This is a genomic window from Desulfobaculum senezii (genome assembly GCF_054657395.1).
The window spans coordinates 1-15,195 of the sequence record NZ_BAAHYU010000007.1 but is presented as its reverse complement, the minus strand read 5'-3'; the positions used below and the strand labels follow the sequence as shown (position 1 = coordinate 15,195).

General features: G+C 51.6%; 13 protein-coding genes and 1 pseudogene. 7 read left to right on the top strand and 7 right to left on the bottom strand.

Annotation, left to right across the window (positions count from 1 at the left end; translation table 11 throughout):
• Positions 1 to 66: 66 nt before the first annotated feature.
• Both ACYQ2T_RS17810 and ACYQ2T_RS17805 read right to left on the bottom strand, forming a co-directional pair.
• Positions 67 to 408 (bottom strand): hypothetical protein, encoded by a 342-nt coding sequence (locus ACYQ2T_RS17810; protein ID WP_459902187.1) that lies wholly within the window; start codon positions 406 to 408, stop codon positions 67 to 69.
• Positions 405 to 1,544 carry an ABC transporter substrate-binding protein gene (locus tag ACYQ2T_RS17805; protein ID WP_459902186.1) on the bottom strand — a complete coding sequence of 380 codons (1,140 nt, stop codon included), beginning with the start codon at positions 1,542 to 1,544 and terminating at the stop codon, positions 405 to 407. Before ACYQ2T_RS17805 ends, ACYQ2T_RS17810 begins: the two co-directional genes overlap by 4 nt.
• 278 nt (positions 1,545 to 1,822) lie before the next feature.
• On the opposite strand from ACYQ2T_RS17805, the gene ACYQ2T_RS17800 reads away from it, so the two are divergent.
• The gene (locus tag ACYQ2T_RS17800; protein WP_459902185.1) at positions 1,823 to 2,578 is read left to right on the top strand and encodes a class I SAM-dependent methyltransferase; all 756 of its coding nucleotides are present in this window, start codon (positions 1,823 to 1,825) and stop codon (positions 2,576 to 2,578) included.
• A 167-nt stretch (positions 2,579 to 2,745) separates the two neighbouring features.
• On the opposite strand, the gene ACYQ2T_RS17795 is transcribed toward ACYQ2T_RS17800, so the two are convergent.
• The 4 genes from ACYQ2T_RS17795 to ACYQ2T_RS17780 form a co-directional block, all read right to left on the bottom strand.
• Positions 2,746 to 3,039 (bottom strand): ErpA-related iron-sulfur cluster insertion protein, encoded by a 294-nt coding sequence (locus ACYQ2T_RS17795; protein WP_459902184.1) that lies wholly within the window; start codon positions 3,037 to 3,039, stop codon positions 2,746 to 2,748.
• Positions 3,040 to 3,235: 196 nt separating this feature from the next.
• Positions 3,236 to 3,403: a hypothetical protein gene (locus ACYQ2T_RS17790; protein WP_459902183.1), complete on the bottom strand. Its 168-nt coding sequence runs from the start codon at positions 3,401 to 3,403 to the stop codon at positions 3,236 to 3,238.
• Positions 3,404 to 3,565: 162 nt separating this feature from the next.
• Positions 3,566 to 4,459, bottom strand: a complete 894-nt coding sequence (locus tag ACYQ2T_RS17785; protein ID WP_459902182.1) for a glycyl-radical enzyme activating protein — start codon at positions 4,457 to 4,459, stop codon at positions 3,566 to 3,568.
• A gap of 150 nt (positions 4,460 to 4,609) precedes the next feature.
• Positions 4,610 to 7,054, bottom strand: coding sequence for a glycyl radical protein (locus tag ACYQ2T_RS17780; RefSeq protein ID WP_459902181.1), 2,445 nt, complete (start codon positions 7,052 to 7,054; stop codon positions 4,610 to 4,612).
• Positions 7,055 to 7,352: 298 nt separating this feature from the next.
• Here ACYQ2T_RS17780 and ACYQ2T_RS17775 point away from each other — a divergent pair, with 298 nt between their 5' ends.
• The 6 genes and pseudogenes from ACYQ2T_RS17775 to ACYQ2T_RS17750 form a co-directional block, all read left to right on the top strand.
• Positions 7,353 to 8,858, top strand: a complete 1,506-nt coding sequence (locus ACYQ2T_RS17775; RefSeq protein ID WP_459902180.1) for a sigma-54 interaction domain-containing protein — start codon at positions 7,353 to 7,355, stop codon at positions 8,856 to 8,858.
• Between the two features lie 373 nt (positions 8,859 to 9,231).
• Entirely contained in the window at positions 9,232 to 9,696 is a 465-nt protein-coding gene (locus ACYQ2T_RS17770; protein ID WP_459902236.1) for a transposase family protein, read from the top strand.
• Between the two features lie 334 nt (positions 9,697 to 10,030).
• Positions 10,031 to 11,605 (top strand): LTA synthase family protein, encoded by a 1,575-nt coding sequence (locus ACYQ2T_RS17765; protein ID WP_459902179.1) that lies wholly within the window; start codon positions 10,031 to 10,033, stop codon positions 11,603 to 11,605.
• Between the two features lie 14 nt (positions 11,606 to 11,619).
• A protein-coding gene (locus tag ACYQ2T_RS17760) for an IS3 family transposase (protein ID WP_459902178.1) occupies positions 11,620 to 12,757 on the top strand; the annotation gives its coding sequence in 2 pieces (ribosomal slippage) (positions 11,620 to 11,879 and positions 11,878 to 12,757; 1,140 coding nt in all).
• A 297-nt stretch (positions 12,758 to 13,054) separates the two neighbouring features.
• Positions 13,055 to 14,173: a PI-PLC domain-containing protein gene (locus tag ACYQ2T_RS17755; protein ID WP_459902177.1), complete on the top strand. Its 1,119-nt coding sequence runs from the start codon at positions 13,055 to 13,057 to the stop codon at positions 14,171 to 14,173.
• A 65-nt stretch (positions 14,174 to 14,238) separates the two neighbouring features.
• Positions 14,239 to 14,510 (top strand): annotated as a pseudogene (locus ACYQ2T_RS17750) (IS3 family transposase); the annotation flags it as partial.
• Between the two features lie 38 nt (positions 14,511 to 14,548).
• Here the strand turns inward: ACYQ2T_RS17750 and ACYQ2T_RS17745 are convergent.
• Positions 14,549 to 15,195: integrase core domain-containing protein (locus ACYQ2T_RS17745; protein WP_459902176.1), on the bottom strand; the 647-nt coding region annotated here is incomplete at its 5' end.

The following is a 15,195-nucleotide window of genomic DNA, read 5'->3' as shown; positions in this document are numbered from 1 at the left end:
CGGTGCCCTCCTTGTAGCTCTCGTCTGTTGTGCAACTGTCGAGATTACTGAGGGTTTCCGTTGTCCTCAATTTTTTATGTTTCCCCCGGAATTGGGAGGTGAACCAAAAATAAGACGTTCAAAGCGGTCAAAATAACGCCCCAGTCCCTCAAAGGCGTCCTCAAGACCTGTTTCCTTATCGCGCGGTGTGAGCAGGGTAACGGTTTGCAGCACATCTTCAGCGCCATCCATATAAAAACCGACATTCTTGGACAGAGAGCGTGCCAGCTGGCGCGTTTCGCGCTCCACAATGCGCAGTTGATTCACCGCGACAAGCGTCACCGCCAACGCAGTGAGCAAAAGCCCAGGGATAAGTATCCACTGAATAAGCTTTTTGCGAAAGACTGCCGTCAACGAAGCCCGACTCATTGCGCGCCTCCATCTACTGTCACAAACTGACCATCCCGGACCACAACGATGGTACCGGTCCGTTGGACATCGCCATATTCATCAATGGCAAACGGCCCCATAATGCCAGAGGAAAAGGTCATCCCGGGGATAATTTCTTCCAGCCCGCGCGTACTGCCGCCATTACGGCGGACGGCTTCAGCAAGCACCTGCACAGCCTCATAGCCAAAGGCCGCGGCAAAGTTCGGCTCCCATCCAAAGCGCTTTTGGTAGCGCTCTTTGAACGCTTCGTAGTCTGAGTGAGGGTTGTCCTCTGAAAAATGCACGGCAAAGAAGATACCTTCTACGCTCTTCCCCCCGGTCTGGATCAGCTCCTGGGTAAAGCCCCACATGCTGCTCATGATGGTCCATGGCGCCTTGTACAGCCGGCAATACTGGGCAAACACCGCAAGATCGCGCGCGGCGGTCACGGCCACGACCACATCGGGACGCATGTCCTCCAGAATTGCCACCACGTCCTGCCAGTCAACTTGCCGCTTGGAGTCCACAGGCACCGCGCCAACGACTTCGCCGCCCAGCCCCTGAAAATACTCGGCAAAGGTGTCTTTATACGGCTCGGTAAAGGGTGCGTTGGAGGTGTCCCAGATAAAGGCGACCCGGCGTTTGCCCTGGTGCTTCACTGCGTAGCTTGCAAGATTCTTGGACAAGTCCGTCAGTGTTGGAACCACCCGGAAGAAGTTGTCTTTGATTCCTTGAATGCGGTCCGTAGAGGTGGTGGGGGAGATATACACGACATCATCGCCGTGCGCTTCCAGCGCGGCAAGGGATTGGGCGCTGGTCATGTGCCCGATGATGACGTCCACCCCAGCGTCCAGCAATTCCCTATCTGCCCGAATGGCCCCTTCATCGGTGCTGGCATCGTCGCGGGTGATAAGCTTCAGCTCGCGACCGTCCACCCCTCCTGCGGCGTTAATTTCCTCAATGGCCAGCGTGACGCCGTTGCGCCCCTGCACGCCCAAATCGGAATACTTCCCCTTCTGCGGTCCGGAAAAGCCCACCACGATGGGCGAGTCCGAGCACGCCACCACGAGGCTGGAAAGAAGCGCTAAAGCGACGGCAAAGCAGATGCCGCGCGGCGCAAATGGTAGTCCGCCCATACTCGTTCTCCTCGACGTGTTAGATCCCTTGTATGACTGTACACGGAACACCCGCCCTCTGCCAATTTACGTAGAGAAAGGGACCCCAGGCTCACCGAATTAACGAAATGTTATATCTTCTACGAGGGCGCTTGCGTTAACTGTCTTCCTAGAGATGCCCACCTCTCAGCCTTCTTCTGTCAAATCCAATCGGAAAAGGCGAATCTATCAAGGATTAAGCACTTGACCCCCAGTCTCCAGACAACTTAGTAAGTTGTCGAAAAGACGAGGAGATAAAAATGAGAAAGAAAAGAATCTCGGGGGCAGTCGGACTACAAAGCCCCCTCCTAAAATTGGTTTCCGCCGAGGAACAGTATGGGGCTCACGTCATTCAAAAAATGATCGGTGAATTACCTCCGTTAAGTCGGGCATTGGACATCGGTGCTGGCGCTGGACGTGACCTTGATCTTATCAGAAAACATTCTCCTGAGGTTCAACTTCACGGTATCGAATTTGATACAAAACAATGCGAAATACTCAAATCGAAAGGAATAAATACATACCAAGTTGACTTGGAATTCGCTTCTCTTCCATTTGAGGATGGCTATTTTGATATTGTTATTATTAATCAAGTCCTTGAACATATTAAAGACATTTTCTTTGTACTACACGAAGCGAGTCGGGTGCTCAAAAAGAATGGACATCTTTTGATTGGCGTCCCAAACGTTGCTTCATTTCATAACAGACTCCTGCTGATGGCCGGCCGACATCCTACGCAAGCAAAGTCCTATTCAGCACATATAAGAACATTTTCAAAAGGCGATACTAAGAGCATGATCGAAGTTGCAAGTAATGGCTCCTTGCGCGTTGTAGATTTTGCTGGTTCTCAATTTTATCCATTCCCCAAAAGCATTGCCCGGATCCTTTCATCTTATTTCCCTAGTCTTTCTTTTTCCATTTTCTTCCTCGCACAAAAAAACAAAGATTATGTTGATGCGTTTTACCAGTATGGCAAATCGCTTACTGCAAGCACTTTTTGCAGACATCAAATTTAAGCAAGTCCGGGCAACGTTTGCGACATATATTCCAGTTTGCGAAGTTGCAAAGGTTAATATATCTAACTCCCCAATCGAATATTCTTTGGCAAAAGGCCCCCGCACGCGCATGCGGGGGCCTTTGTGATGGAGGGTGGCGTCATGCTTCCCCTTGGAAAGCGTGGTGCCTAAAACTCCTCGGCCGTGACCACGACTTCCTTATTGTCGTCAAACGCCACGGAGTACGTCTTGCCGTACTTGAGGAGGAAATCTTCGTGGGCAATAAAGGGCAGGTCGCCCACGGTGACCGCTTTATCCTCGTCCTCTTCCGGTTCGTCCAAACCAAGGCCGAGTTTGATCTTGGAGCTGCATCCGCCGCCGCACTTGTACTCGCGCAGACGCACGCAGGTGCCTTCGTCTTCGTCCTCCAGCATGGAGCGCAGGCGCTCAATCATCTCTTCGGGAATGTTTACGGTAAACATAGTAGGTCCTCCTCTTGTTTAGGGTGTTGCAGGTCGACGCTTTTGGTGCCGCCTGCGGGGCGTATCACGTACAACACAGATGTCCGCCACAAACCCGGGGAGGAAAACGAAGAGGTGGGAGGCGCTCCAGAAAAAGCGCCCCTTGCCAAGACAACAAGGGGCGCACAGAGCAAACCGACAAGGCACGCGGAAAAGGCTACGCTTCCAGCGCAGTCAGCTCCACTTCCTTGTTCTCGTTAAACTTCAGGGAATATGCGGAGCCGTACTTGTCGAGAAAATCCTCTTCTGCGGTGAACGGCACGCCGCTCACCTCAATCTGCACGTCTTCGTCTTCGTCGGGTTCGTCCATGCCCAGACCGAGCACAACTTTGGCGTGTCAGCCGCCACCGACCTTGTATTCGCGCAGGCGAACACAGGTCCCGTCGTCCTCATCCTCCAGCATGGAGCGGAGGCGTTCGAGCATCTCTTCGGGGATGGAAACGGTAAACATGTGGTTTCTTCTCCGTCTGTGTCGAATGATGATGGGTTACACAATGACGGGCGTGAGCCCGTGCCGTACAAAACGTTCCTGAACCACGGCCAGCTCCTCAGGCGTATACTGCGCCAGTTCGGGAAGCGGCATGTTCAGGGCGAGGTATTTGCTCTTGCCAAACAGGTGGCAAGGCATAATTTCCACCTCAGTGCGGCCGTATTCGGCCAAAAATTCCGCCATCGCGGCGATGTTCTCTTCCGAGTCGTTCATGCCCGGCATAAGGGGCATACGAATGCGCACTTCCGTGCCGGATTCCAGCGCCGCGCGCATGTTGCGCAGGATGAGCGCATTGTCCACACCGGTCAGGCGCTTGTGTTCGACGGTGTCCATATGCTTGCAGTCAAACAGGAACAGGTCGGCAAGCTCGATGGTTTTGTCGAACCGCTCCTCCGGACAGTAGCCGCAGGTATCTACCGTGACGTGGAAGCCCTCGTCGTGCACGGCCTGCACCATGTCGAGGAAGAACTGTCCGCCGGAGGTTGGCTCGCCGCCGCCAAAGGTCACACCGCCGCCGGAATTCTCGTAGTACAGGGCGTCCTTTTGGATGACGTCCATGACCTGCTCGACGCTCATCTCCTCGCCGGACATGACGCGCGCCTTGGACGGACAGCTGGACACACAAGCTCCGCAATGGGTGCAGACGTTCATATCGCGGCCAAACACGCCGTCCTTTTCGATGACAGCGCCGTGCTGGCAAGCGTCCTTGCAGGCTCCGCAGTGGGTGCACAGGTTCTCAAACACCAGCATCTGCGGCGACGTGCGCTGCGACTCAGGATTGCTGCACCATTTACAGCGCAGCGGGCAGCCCTTCAAAAACACCGTGGTCCGAAGCCCCGGGCCGTCCTGCACTGACATTCGCTGAATATTGTAAATAATTCCCTGACTCATCATCGTCTCCGCAGATGCGTTATGAAAAAGGAGCGCCCCCGGGTCTCTATCCCACCCCCGGGGGCGCATATGAGGAAGCAGTGGAAACGCGGGCGGGATCCCCACCTCGGTGCGAGAGTCTTCCCCCCGCCCGCGCTTCCGGTTCCGGTACTAGGATGCGTACTCGGTACGTTTGATGATCTCGTTCTGCACGCCCTTGTCGAGGCGTGTGAAGTAGGCGCTAAAGCCTGCCACACGAACAACGAGGTCGGAGTAGTCCTGCGGGTTCTCCTGCGCGTCCTTGAGGGTTTCGGAGCTGACGCAGTTGAACTGGATGTGCGATCCACCGTAGTCGCAGTAGGTCTTGATCAGGGACACGAGCGTCCTCATGCCGTGCGGACCTTCGATGATGGAGGGCGAGAACTTCACGTTGAAGTGGTTCGCGCCGTAACGCACGGTGTCGATGGCTTCCGCGCCGGACTTGATGAGGGCGGTGATGCCTTCATGGTCGGTGCCGGGCATAGCGGAGACACTGCCGTCCGTCAGTGCCACGCCGGACTTGCGGCCCGTGGGCAATGCGCCCATGAGGGAGCCAAAGTAGTTGTGGTAGGACAGGGAATACGCGTCCAGCGGGGTGCGGTGGCCGAAGCAGTCCGGGCCCTGCGAATGGTGGATTTCGTCCACATCGCGGTAGAACTGCTGGACCACGCTTTCCACCTCGGGCACATCGTTGCCGTGCTTGGGCGCCTCGAAGCACATCTTCTGGATGTCCTCGTAGCCGACGAAGTTGGCTTCCAGAGCCTCCAGCAGCTGCTGCATGGTCAGCTGCTTGGTGTCGAACACCAGATGCTTGATGGCCAGCAGGGCGTTGGCAGCGTCGATGCCCGCGGTCATGATGGGGTTCACCTGAGAGTAAGTGCAGCCGCCGGCTTCCTCGCACACGCCGTTCTCAATGCAGCCATCGTACATGGCGGAGCGGAAGATGCTAGGCACAACCTGCACACGCGCCATCTGGCTGAGATCGGAGTGCTTGCGGGAGATGTTGAACAGGTGATCCAACTGCTTCTTGGTGGCTTCGTACACGTCGTCGAAGGTCTCGAAGGTCAGGGGATCGCCGGACTCGACGCCAACCTTCTTCTTGGTGACGGGGCACTTGCCGTTGTGGAGCATCAGTTCCACAACCTTGGCGAGGCAGGGCTGGTCTTCCTGAGCGATGAAGCTGCCCTTGCCGCACACGCCGGTGGACACGCAGCCGAAGTTGCCGCAATTGCGGGCGTCCTCAAGGGTAATGCCGTTTTCGTACTGGGAGAAGCGGGCAAGGTTACGCTGGACGACGACGTCGTTGTTGAGAATCTGCGGCTGGCCGGAACCACCACGGATGCACTCAACAACCTTCTTCATGTAGGAGTCCTTGAGCTTGGGATGGAAGAGCAGCGTCAGCGTGGGCTGGATGTTCTTCATCTGAATCTGGGTATCCAGAAGCAGTTCCTCCAGCTCGGTGCTGGCGTCGTTGCCGTTGGCGTCCACGCCGCCGATGGTGATGCTCTGGCCGGTGTGGCCGGACAGGGTCAGCGCGTAGGAGTTACCCTGGTACTCAGCCAGCTCAAGGTGCTTGATCCACTGGAACTTCAGGAGCGTAAGCACCTGTTCCTTGGTGAGGCGGCCTTCCTCGATGTCCTTCTTGTAGAAGGGGTACATGTACTGGCCATAGCGGCCCGGAGAGGTGGCGCAGGCCATCTGCTCAATCTCGATGGCGAGGTGCGTGAACCAGAAGGACTGGATGGCTTCGCGGAAGTTGCGCGCCGGGTACTCGGGCACGCGGCGGCAGATTTCAGCGATTTCCAGCAGCTCAGCCTTGGCCTTGGGGTCGCTCTCGTCCTCGGCGGTCTTCTCGGCGAGGTCGGCGTAGCGGTGAGCGTGCTTGATGCAAGCTTCGAGGGCCACGATCATGGAGCGGTAGAGATCGTGCTTTTCCTTGTTCTCCAAGGTGGTGGGGCAGTTCTCGAAGCGGGAGCGGATGTCGTCGATGAGCCAGCGCAGGCCCTTGTTGAGCACCATGGGATAATCGGCAATGCCGGAGCCGCTGGCGACGCTGACGTTCTCGTAGTACATGCCGGCCTTGGCAAACGGCTTGGGATTGATGCCGTACTTTTCCTTGAACATCTTGTTGTTCAGGTCGATGCAGGTACGGCCCTTCCAGCGCTTGTAGGTCTTTTCCAGAAGTTCCTGCGTCTCGGCGGGGATTTTCATCTCGCCAAGGGAGGCCATCTTGGCCATCTGCATTTCTTCCTTAATCCAGGCAACGTTCCACTCGGGGTAGGCGTACACGCCGGCGCGGACGCCGGTGAGGGTACCCACGATGGGGTTGCCGTCCAGGAAGATGTTCTTCTTGGTCAGCACGCGCTCGAACAGCTTGGCGCGAATGTAGTAGGTGGATTCACCACGGAACTCTTCGTACACCTCGTTCAGGAACTGCAGGCGTTCGGGGTCCATGACCTGGGGGGCGGTCATCAAAAAGTCTTTGAGTTCCTTCACGCGGCTGTCGGCCGTATCCCAATTGATGCCGTATCCCGCGGCAGCGGTTTCGGCAGGCTTATCACACGTACACGTCGTCATTTCCGTCTCCTGTTGCTGTAAAGATTATCCCTGAGGTGATGATCCTTGCGGAGCTTTCTTGCTTGTTCGATTTGGAACTTGCACGGGGTGTGCCAGAGGGCACAAGCGGTGACGATGTGCACTTAACCAACTGTCTTCACAGGATATTTTACATTTTGCAGGCTTTACTTTTTGGGTGAAAAAAGTTTTTAATTCGAAAAAATTCTTTCTTTTAGCAAACAATTCTTTCATTGTGCTAGGGCCAAAAGGGTGGCAAAAGCCCTCCCCACCCACAAATGCAGCAATGAGGTTGTGAAAAATGAACGTTGACCCACTCGCCTTTGCCAATGTGTCCCGCAGGGACGTCCTGACTTCCGCCATGCGCACCATTTGGGAGAATCTTGGCTTTGGTGTGGCCGTGGTGAACGCGGACGGCATCTGTGAATACATGAACACCATCCAGCGCCGCGTGGACGGGTTCAGCCGCATCCATGTCGAAGGGCAACACATCACCAGCCTCTACCTGCCCTACGAGCTCTCGCGCATTCCCACTATGGAATGCCTTGAAGACGGCAAGCCCCTGCTCAAAAAGTCCTATTACTACAAGACCACCAACAACTATTTGGCCAGCACGGTATCGGACTTTATTCCACTCTTCCGGCGGGGGAAGAAGGACGGGGTCATTGCTTTCACGCTGTGGACAGGCACCACATCCGTCGCCGACAGAGCGCGGGGGTGTGCTGGTTCGGCGCGCAGCTCCGGGAAGAATACCGACTGCTATACCTTTGACTGTCTGGTGGGTGATGATCCGGCGCTGCGCGAAGTGCTGGACGAAGCCCGCACCGCCGCGGCCACGCCCTCGCCAGTGATGATTTGGGGCGAGAGCGGCACGGGTAAGGAAGTGTTCGCGCAGGCCATCCACTCGGAAAGCGATCGGCGCAGCAAGTCCCTTGTGCCGGTGAACTGCGCGGCTATTCCGGAGAATCTGCTGGAGGGCATCCTCTTTGGTACGGCCAAAGGCGCGTACACCGACGCCCCGGACAAGCCCGGCTTGTTCGAGGAAGCCGATGGTGGCACCCTGCTCCTTGACGAACTCAACTCCATGCCCCTTGGCCTGCAAGCCAAACTCCTGCGCGTGCTGCAGGAGAAACGCGTCCGCCGCCTTGGCTCGCATTCGGAAATTCCCGTGGACGTGCGCGTCATCAGCATCCTGAACGAGGACCCGTTCACCGCCATTCAAAATGGCCTCCTGCGGCGCGACCTGTTCTACCGCCTTGCCGTCGTGGGCATTGCCGTACCGCCCTTGCGCGAGCGCAAAAGCGACATCCAGCTTTTGGCGCGAACCTTTATTGGGCGCTCCAGCCTGCCGGCATCTGGCAAACCCGTTGTTCTGTCCGACGACGTCCTGCACATGCTGCAGGACTACGACTGGCCGGGGAATATCCGCGAACTGCTCCATGTCATTGAGGGCAGCCTTGCCCTACTTGGTGAGCGCCCCGCCATTGAACGCGACTGTCTGCCCCGACACTTCCGCGATGCCTACCGCACCGGCGTCTCCCTAGGCGGCCCCAGTCTCGGCGGGGCCCAGCAGCCCCAGCCGGCCCCGGCTCCTGAGCCGGAACCCGCCTTCTTCGACTACAGCACCGTAAAGAAAAGTAGCGTCATCCCGCTAAAGGCCTGCGTGCAGGAGTACGAAACCCAGTGCATCCGTAACGTCCTGCGCCTCACCGGCGGCAACGTAGCCAAAGCCGCGCGCATTTTCCAAATCACTGGTGCCGGCCTGCGCTACAAGATGCGCCAGTTGGGCATTGAGGATGAGGACTAGAGGTTGAGAAGTGGACTCAGAAAACTGGACCAGCCGCTAAGGTGGTCATAAGCTGTCGCGAGGAGGCAGTTCATGTCCAAAAAGAGAAGAAGGTTCAGCTCCGAGTTCAAGGCTCGGGTCGCGCTTGATACGTTGGCCGGGGAACTCTTTCTGAGTTGTCCACCAAGTATTGAGTTCACCCCAATCAAATTTCCCAACGGAAAAGGTAAGCCAAAGAAGGAGTGGTCTCATCATTCTCTGGCAAGGTCCAAAATGATCAGCAGAGCTATGAAACTCAGATTAAAGAATTACATGCCAAAATCGGCCAGCTGCCGGTGGAGAAGGATTTTTCGCAACAAGCCTTCGCCAAAATCTGAGCTGCGAACAAAGGCGTATGCTGGTCGAAAAGGACCATCCAGCGCTCAGTATTCGACGGCAGTGCGAGTTGCTGCATTTGAATCGGTCGACGTTTTACTACCAACCTGTGGGCGAATCGCCATTCAACCTTAGGTTGATGCGCCGTATTGATGAGTTGTTCATGGAAATGTCATTCTTGGGGAGCCGGCAGATGCGAAAGATGGGCCTGATGGCCGTCATGGATTGGTATAGTCGGGCCGTGCTGTCATGGCGCCTGTCAAACACCATGGATGCCGAATTTTACGCATCCGCTCTGGAAGAGGCCATGAGCAGATACGCGTGCCAGAAATCTCTACTTTTTGCTGGGGCTAATATACGGGAGGGTTACACTATGATTTCACCCGGACACTCCGCGATGCTTGTGTCTATATATATCCATGGCAGAGGCCGCTGGATGGACAACGTCATGATCGAAAGGCTGTGGCGTTATCTGCAAGCTTAAGCACGCTCAAACGCTGGCGGGCGACTTTCACTGTAGCTTTCATGGGGCCTCCATCGTGAGACTGTACCCCAAAATCTGTCTGAGGACTAACCTAGTAGGTCACCTGTTTTGCCGCCAAATGGTCCGAACAAACCGGACCACTTCTACATATTCAATCCGCCCAACTTGCATGTAAAGTCCCCTCTCAAATTTGGACTTTACACCCCTATGTCCTTCAATTATCACCCTATAATGTATTAAGGCAGGGATAAGATTGGACCTTCCACATACTTTGTAATTTGGCAACCTGCATAGAGGTCTATACTTCACAGACCTTTTCCACCTTGGAGTATCTATGAGACTGTTATCACAGAAACGCAATAAAAAATATATTTTTTATATGTTGGCCATAACTATTATTTGGTGGCTCGAAGTTGCATTCGTCCAAGAATACACACTAGAACCTAGGTTCGTCAGATGGTTTTCTTGGATTGGTAAGCATGGAATCCGTTGGGGGATATCTTTCTTTTGCATCCTCTTTGTGTTGGCTTTTTTTCGTAAACGTCTAGTATTTTTCTTTATGTTTTCACATTTACTCTATTCTACAATACTAATAACGTATTTCCAGTACTTTGGTTATCCGTTATCTGAACAGGTCGTTTTCTCGCAGGCCTCAGAGGGTGGTGCTGTTTTAGATTATGCCTTACAGTTAGTTGATGCAAAGATTGTTGTGAGCTTGACTACTCTATTGGTATTGAAAATTTATCTGTACAAAAAATTGTATTTAAACAAAGTAGTAGAAACAAGTCCATTACTTTCGCGGTGGGCTGCGTACGGATGCGGATCTTGCATTGCTATCTCTTTACTCTTCATGCCTTCTTTTAGCTCTGTTGGCTCCTGGGGAAGCTGGAAAATTTTTGGCGAAGTTTATGGCTATCTTCCCGCTTGGGCTATTAACGGTGTGTACTGTGCAGATTCAGAGCGATTACTCAATTTGGTGATGGCGTCGACAGAAGTCAAAGAAAGTTCAAAAATAACCGGCATAGATCCCTTCCCGCCTAAAACCCAAAACATCGTCATAATTCAAGTTGAAAGCTTGGATTACTCCATTCTTTTTAAGAAAACGCAACAAGGGGAGTACGTCACTCCTTTTATAAATAAAATAAGCAAAAAGGCATTGTTCTACAAAGCCTTCCAAAGCCATACCTTCGGATCAGCAGGGGCCGATTTTCAAATGTTAACTTGCCGAGTGCCAACAAGAGGGAGAATACCATACAAAGTAGAAGGATACCCTTTTTCAACACTTAAAACTTTGCCGCGAGTTTGCAAAAGTAAAGGGTTTCATTCAGCTGTGTTCCATGGGAACTACGGGTACTTTTATAATCGACGTCTACCTTTTATTGAGTCAGGCTTCGATGAAATTTTTTTCATTGAAGATATAAAAAATGGAGCCGTGCCCAAATGTAAGGGGTATGTACTCGATGGCGATTTATTTCAGTTCTCATTAAATAAAATCATCAAAAAAAGAAAAAACTTACATTTTATTATCACTATAACTTCACATGGGCCGTGGAGACTCCTCCCAGATTCGAGGCGAAAGCTGGTGGACAACATGAGTGATATGTTTCCCAGATATGTTAATTCAATTAACTATGTGGACAAATCCTTAGAGAAATATGTCTCAGACCTGCCAGACGGAACTGTTCTAATCATTTATGGTGATCACAGTTCTGGCATCCAATATGAAGGTTCTGAAGATGGAATGGTTCCATTTATAATATACTGCAAAGGGACAGACCTAAGCAAAGGACAAATGAGTAATTGCAGAAACAACAACCTAGGAAAAGGTTCCCTTAACTTTAGCGACCTAGTCAAATTTGTTTATGACTATATAGACAGTATGGACGAGCACGCTGATCCTGCTACATAGTTGTGGACAGGCAATTGAAATACCCTGCCTATAGTGCGACCTTATCAGGAGCATTCTGGAGTCGCTGGAAGTCCCATACCGGACGGACTGTTGTCGATGTCTGCAGCGAGTACGGCGTGAGCAGCGCTACGTACTACAAGTGGAAGTCAAAGTATGGCGACATGGAGGCATCCGACATCCAACGGGTGAAGGATCTCGAAGCGGAGAACCGCAAGCTCAAGCAAATGTTCGCCGATCTCAGCCTAGAAAACATGGCGCTCAAGGATGTGATCGAAAAAAACTCTAAGGCCAGTTCAATGCAAGGAGTGTGTCATGCACATGGTCAACGCGTTTGAGTTGAGCGTGCGCAAGGCATGCGCGGCCATGGGCATCAGCAGGAGCTACTACACCTACAAGCTGCATCCGCGAGACGACAGTGATGTCATCGCAGCATTGACTGCACTAGCCGAAAAAAAGCCTACATGGGGCTGCAGCAAGCTTTTCAACGTCCTTCGACAGCAGGGCAAACCCTGGAACCACAAGAAGGTTTGGAGGGTTTACTGCCTCTTGAAGATGAATCTGAAGCGTAAGGCCAAGAAGCGGCTTCCGCAAACCGCTCGGACGGCTGTAGCCCAGCCGCTTGCACCAAATCATTGCTGGTCGATCGATTTCATGCGGGACACACTTTACTGTGGTCGCGTCTTTAGGACGTTCAATGCTGATGATTATAATCGAGAGGCCTTGGCCGTGGAGATTGATACCAATATGCCAACAGGACGGGTGGTAAGGGTGCTGGATCGGGTTGCCGAAGTGCGTGGCGGCTATCCAGAGACCTTGCGAATGGACAATGGTCCGGAGTTCTCGGGGAGTGTCATGACGGCCTGGGCCGAATCGCATGGCGTGAATCTGGAGTTCATTCAGCCTAGCAAGCCAAAACTCATACATCGAGGGTTCAATCGGACCTACAGGGAAGAAGTCTTGGATTTGTATGTGTTCAACAGCCTGAGCGAAGTTCGGGCCATTACAGAAGACTTTATCCGTGAGTACAACGAGGAACGTCCTCATGAATCTCTGGGTAATATGTCGCCGATAAATTTTGCTGCCCGGCGGGCTGGGGGCTGCCCCTGTCCGCCGGGCAACCCCCTGAAAACTGCCAGGAGTCTCTACCTTTAGCTGGCCCTAAGAAAGGGGACTTTACAGTGTGGCAGGATCACACACTGTTGCATGATAAGCAGAACATCTTTCCCAAGCTAGGGCATAATAAACGCTTGATCGTTATTGCTTTGAAATTTACTCCTTAATACCGAGCTGGAGTTTTACCATGTCTCAATTTGAACTGCACAAAAAAAATTAATGTATTTGTTTACATCCAATATCACAATCTTCTGTTTTTACTTTTTTTTTCTTTGTGTCTCCCATCATAACGGCACTACACTTATTGACATCCAGAACTTTTGGATTTTATTCGTAATGACGATTCTTTTTTCAACTGTTTTTGCTATATGTCCTAATATCAAAAAAACGTATATCATCATTATTGCACTGTTTGCTTCTTTTTTTAGTGCCGCACAATACGAGTTTTTAATTTCTTTTGACAGCTTCTATTGGTCATACATTTTCTTTTTCGAAGATGTCTTTAACAGAACTGAAACCATTACGATTATTTTCCTTCTTACTTCTTTTGCATCCTTTTTAACTCTCTTTTCTATTAAACCGGCAAACGACAAAAAGAGAACAGCGAAGGATGTAGTTTTTTGTTATACACTTTTTTTTGTAGTCAACGCTATCACATTGCCATTTGTGTGCAACAACTCGTCTTCACTTTCCGAACGGCTAGGGGTTCACGAACCGCATGCAATGAAAAAAAATATTGACTCTCGAACAGTGCACAGAGTTGCCCATGCTTGCGGAGCCATTGACGGCCTTACTTATTCTAACAGTCTTCAAGCGCTCGAAAAATCGGCATCAAACTACCAGCTCATTGAGCTTGACTTTTCAAAAACATCCGATGGGGAATTTGTCGCGCTGCATGATTGGCATCGTGCATTTAATCATTTATTTAAATTCGATATTGACTCCCCACTCAGTGAAGATGAATTCAAAAATCTTTTGGTGCGTGGCAAGTATGAAACAATGACATACTTTGATGTGGTTTCTTTCTTAGAGAAGAACAAAGACATACAAATCATAACTGATGTGAAAGACGATAATATAGACGCATTGCGATATTTTGCAGATCATTATTCACAAGCAACGGAACGTATTATTCCCCAAATTTATACACCTATTGAATATGGCCCTGTAAAACGACTAGGATACAAAAAAATTATTTTTACAATATATGCATATAAAAGGGCTAAGGACATCAATCTACTCAACAGGTATGCTAAAAGTTTCAAATTTTACGCGCTAACTGTTCCTAAATACAGATGCACTGCAGAGTTTTGCTCACTTATATCGCAAAACACGAGAAGGCTTTACGCCCATACAGTTAACTCCTGTGAAGAACTATCAACTCTAAAGAATCGCGGTGTAACTGAAGTGTACACAGATTATTTAGCTCCTATAAAAGGCAAAAAAGCATTTTAAACCACCCGTATATTGGTCCCAACAAAAAGTATAAATTCTGGAAAAGTAGATCATCACAAGAGGGAAAGCGCCTTCCATTACGAGATTCCAAACATCTTGAAGCGTCCTTCTGACGCAAACAAGGGTTGGGCTGTTGATTTTATGCATGATGCCTTGATTAGCAGCAAAACGTTTCGAACGTTCAATGTCATTGACGACGATTGAAGCCGATACAAATCATTCTGCAGCGCAAGTCGTACGAATCATGAATCGGATTGTCGCATAACGTGCCCTGCCAGAAAAGACTCGGATGGACAATGGCCCCGAACTTGTCCCCATAACGCTCGCAGACTGGGCCTAAACGTATGGTATTGAGCTAAAGGTTTATTAGTCCTACTACCGTTCTTCTCTGACAGATTCGAGGTACTCGTTAATGGTTTCTATGGGACGACGTCCCATGTTCCTATACCCTTGGTGCGAGCGTTCAGTATTGTAATAGGTCAGCCAAGTATCCAGGTCGGCCTGGAGTGCTTCTACGGTCTCATAAAGCGTTGTTCTGAAGGCTTCTCGAAAGAACTCATCAAGCACAGTGCCATTAAACCGCTCGACAAAGCCATTTGTCCGAGGTGATCGCACCTTGGTACGGCGGTGTTCAATCTCGTTGAGGGACAGATAGAGTTCATATGGATGGGTCTCGGTTCCGCAAAATTCCCTGCCGTTGTCAGTAAGGACAGCGGAAACGGCAATTTCCTTTTCCTCGTAGAACGGCATGACGTCGTTGTGAAGGACGGAAACGGCAGCCTCTGGGCGCTTGCTGGTATGCAGAAAGCCGAAGGCATAGCTTGAGAAGGAATCGACGACGACATGCAGGTAAACTCGCCCCACCCCTTTGAGACGTCCCACGTAAAAGGTGTCTTGGCACAACAGCTCCCCAGGGCGAGAACTCTCGACGTGTCGTTCTTTAAAAACGGGATTTTGTTTTTCAATGAAAGCGACCTGTTCGCCCGATAATTCAATGGGTTCGCCAGCTTGCTTCTGCTCAA

What these genes read in the sequence shown, in the direction of transcription:
- ACYQ2T_RS17775 (WP_459902180.1), top strand. Translation starts at nt 7,353, where the DNA reads ATGAACGTTGACCCACTCGCCTTTGCCAATGTGTCCCGCAGGGACGTC.
- ACYQ2T_RS17800 (WP_459902185.1), top strand. Translation starts at nt 1,823, where the DNA reads ATGAGAAAGAAAAGAATCTCGGGGGCAGTCGGACTACAAAGCCCCCTC.
- ACYQ2T_RS17805 (WP_459902186.1), bottom strand. Translation starts at nt 1,544, where the DNA reads ATGGGCGGACTACCATTTGCGCCGCGCGGCATCTGCTTTGCCGTCGCT.
- ACYQ2T_RS17785 (WP_459902182.1), bottom strand. Translation starts at nt 4,459, where the DNA reads ATGAGTCAGGGAATTATTTACAATATTCAGCGAATGTCAGTGCAGGAC.
- ACYQ2T_RS17810 (WP_459902187.1), bottom strand. Translation starts at nt 408, where the DNA reads ATGAGTCGGGCTTCGTTGACGGCAGTCTTTCGCAAAAAGCTTATTCAG.
- ACYQ2T_RS17765 (WP_459902179.1), top strand. Translation starts at nt 10,031, where the DNA reads ATGAGACTGTTATCACAGAAACGCAATAAAAAATATATTTTTTATATG.
- ACYQ2T_RS17770 (WP_459902236.1), top strand. Translation starts at nt 9,232, where the DNA reads ATGCTGGTCGAAAAGGACCATCCAGCGCTCAGTATTCGACGGCAGTGC.
- ACYQ2T_RS17795 (WP_459902184.1), bottom strand. Translation starts at nt 3,039, where the DNA reads ATGTTTACCGTAAACATTCCCGAAGAGATGATTGAGCGCCTGCGCTCC.
- ACYQ2T_RS17755 (WP_459902177.1), top strand. Translation starts at nt 13,055, where the DNA reads ATGACGATTCTTTTTTCAACTGTTTTTGCTATATGTCCTAATATCAAA.
- ACYQ2T_RS17780 (WP_459902181.1), bottom strand. Translation starts at nt 7,054, where the DNA reads ATGACGACGTGTACGTGTGATAAGCCTGCCGAAACCGCTGCCGCGGGA.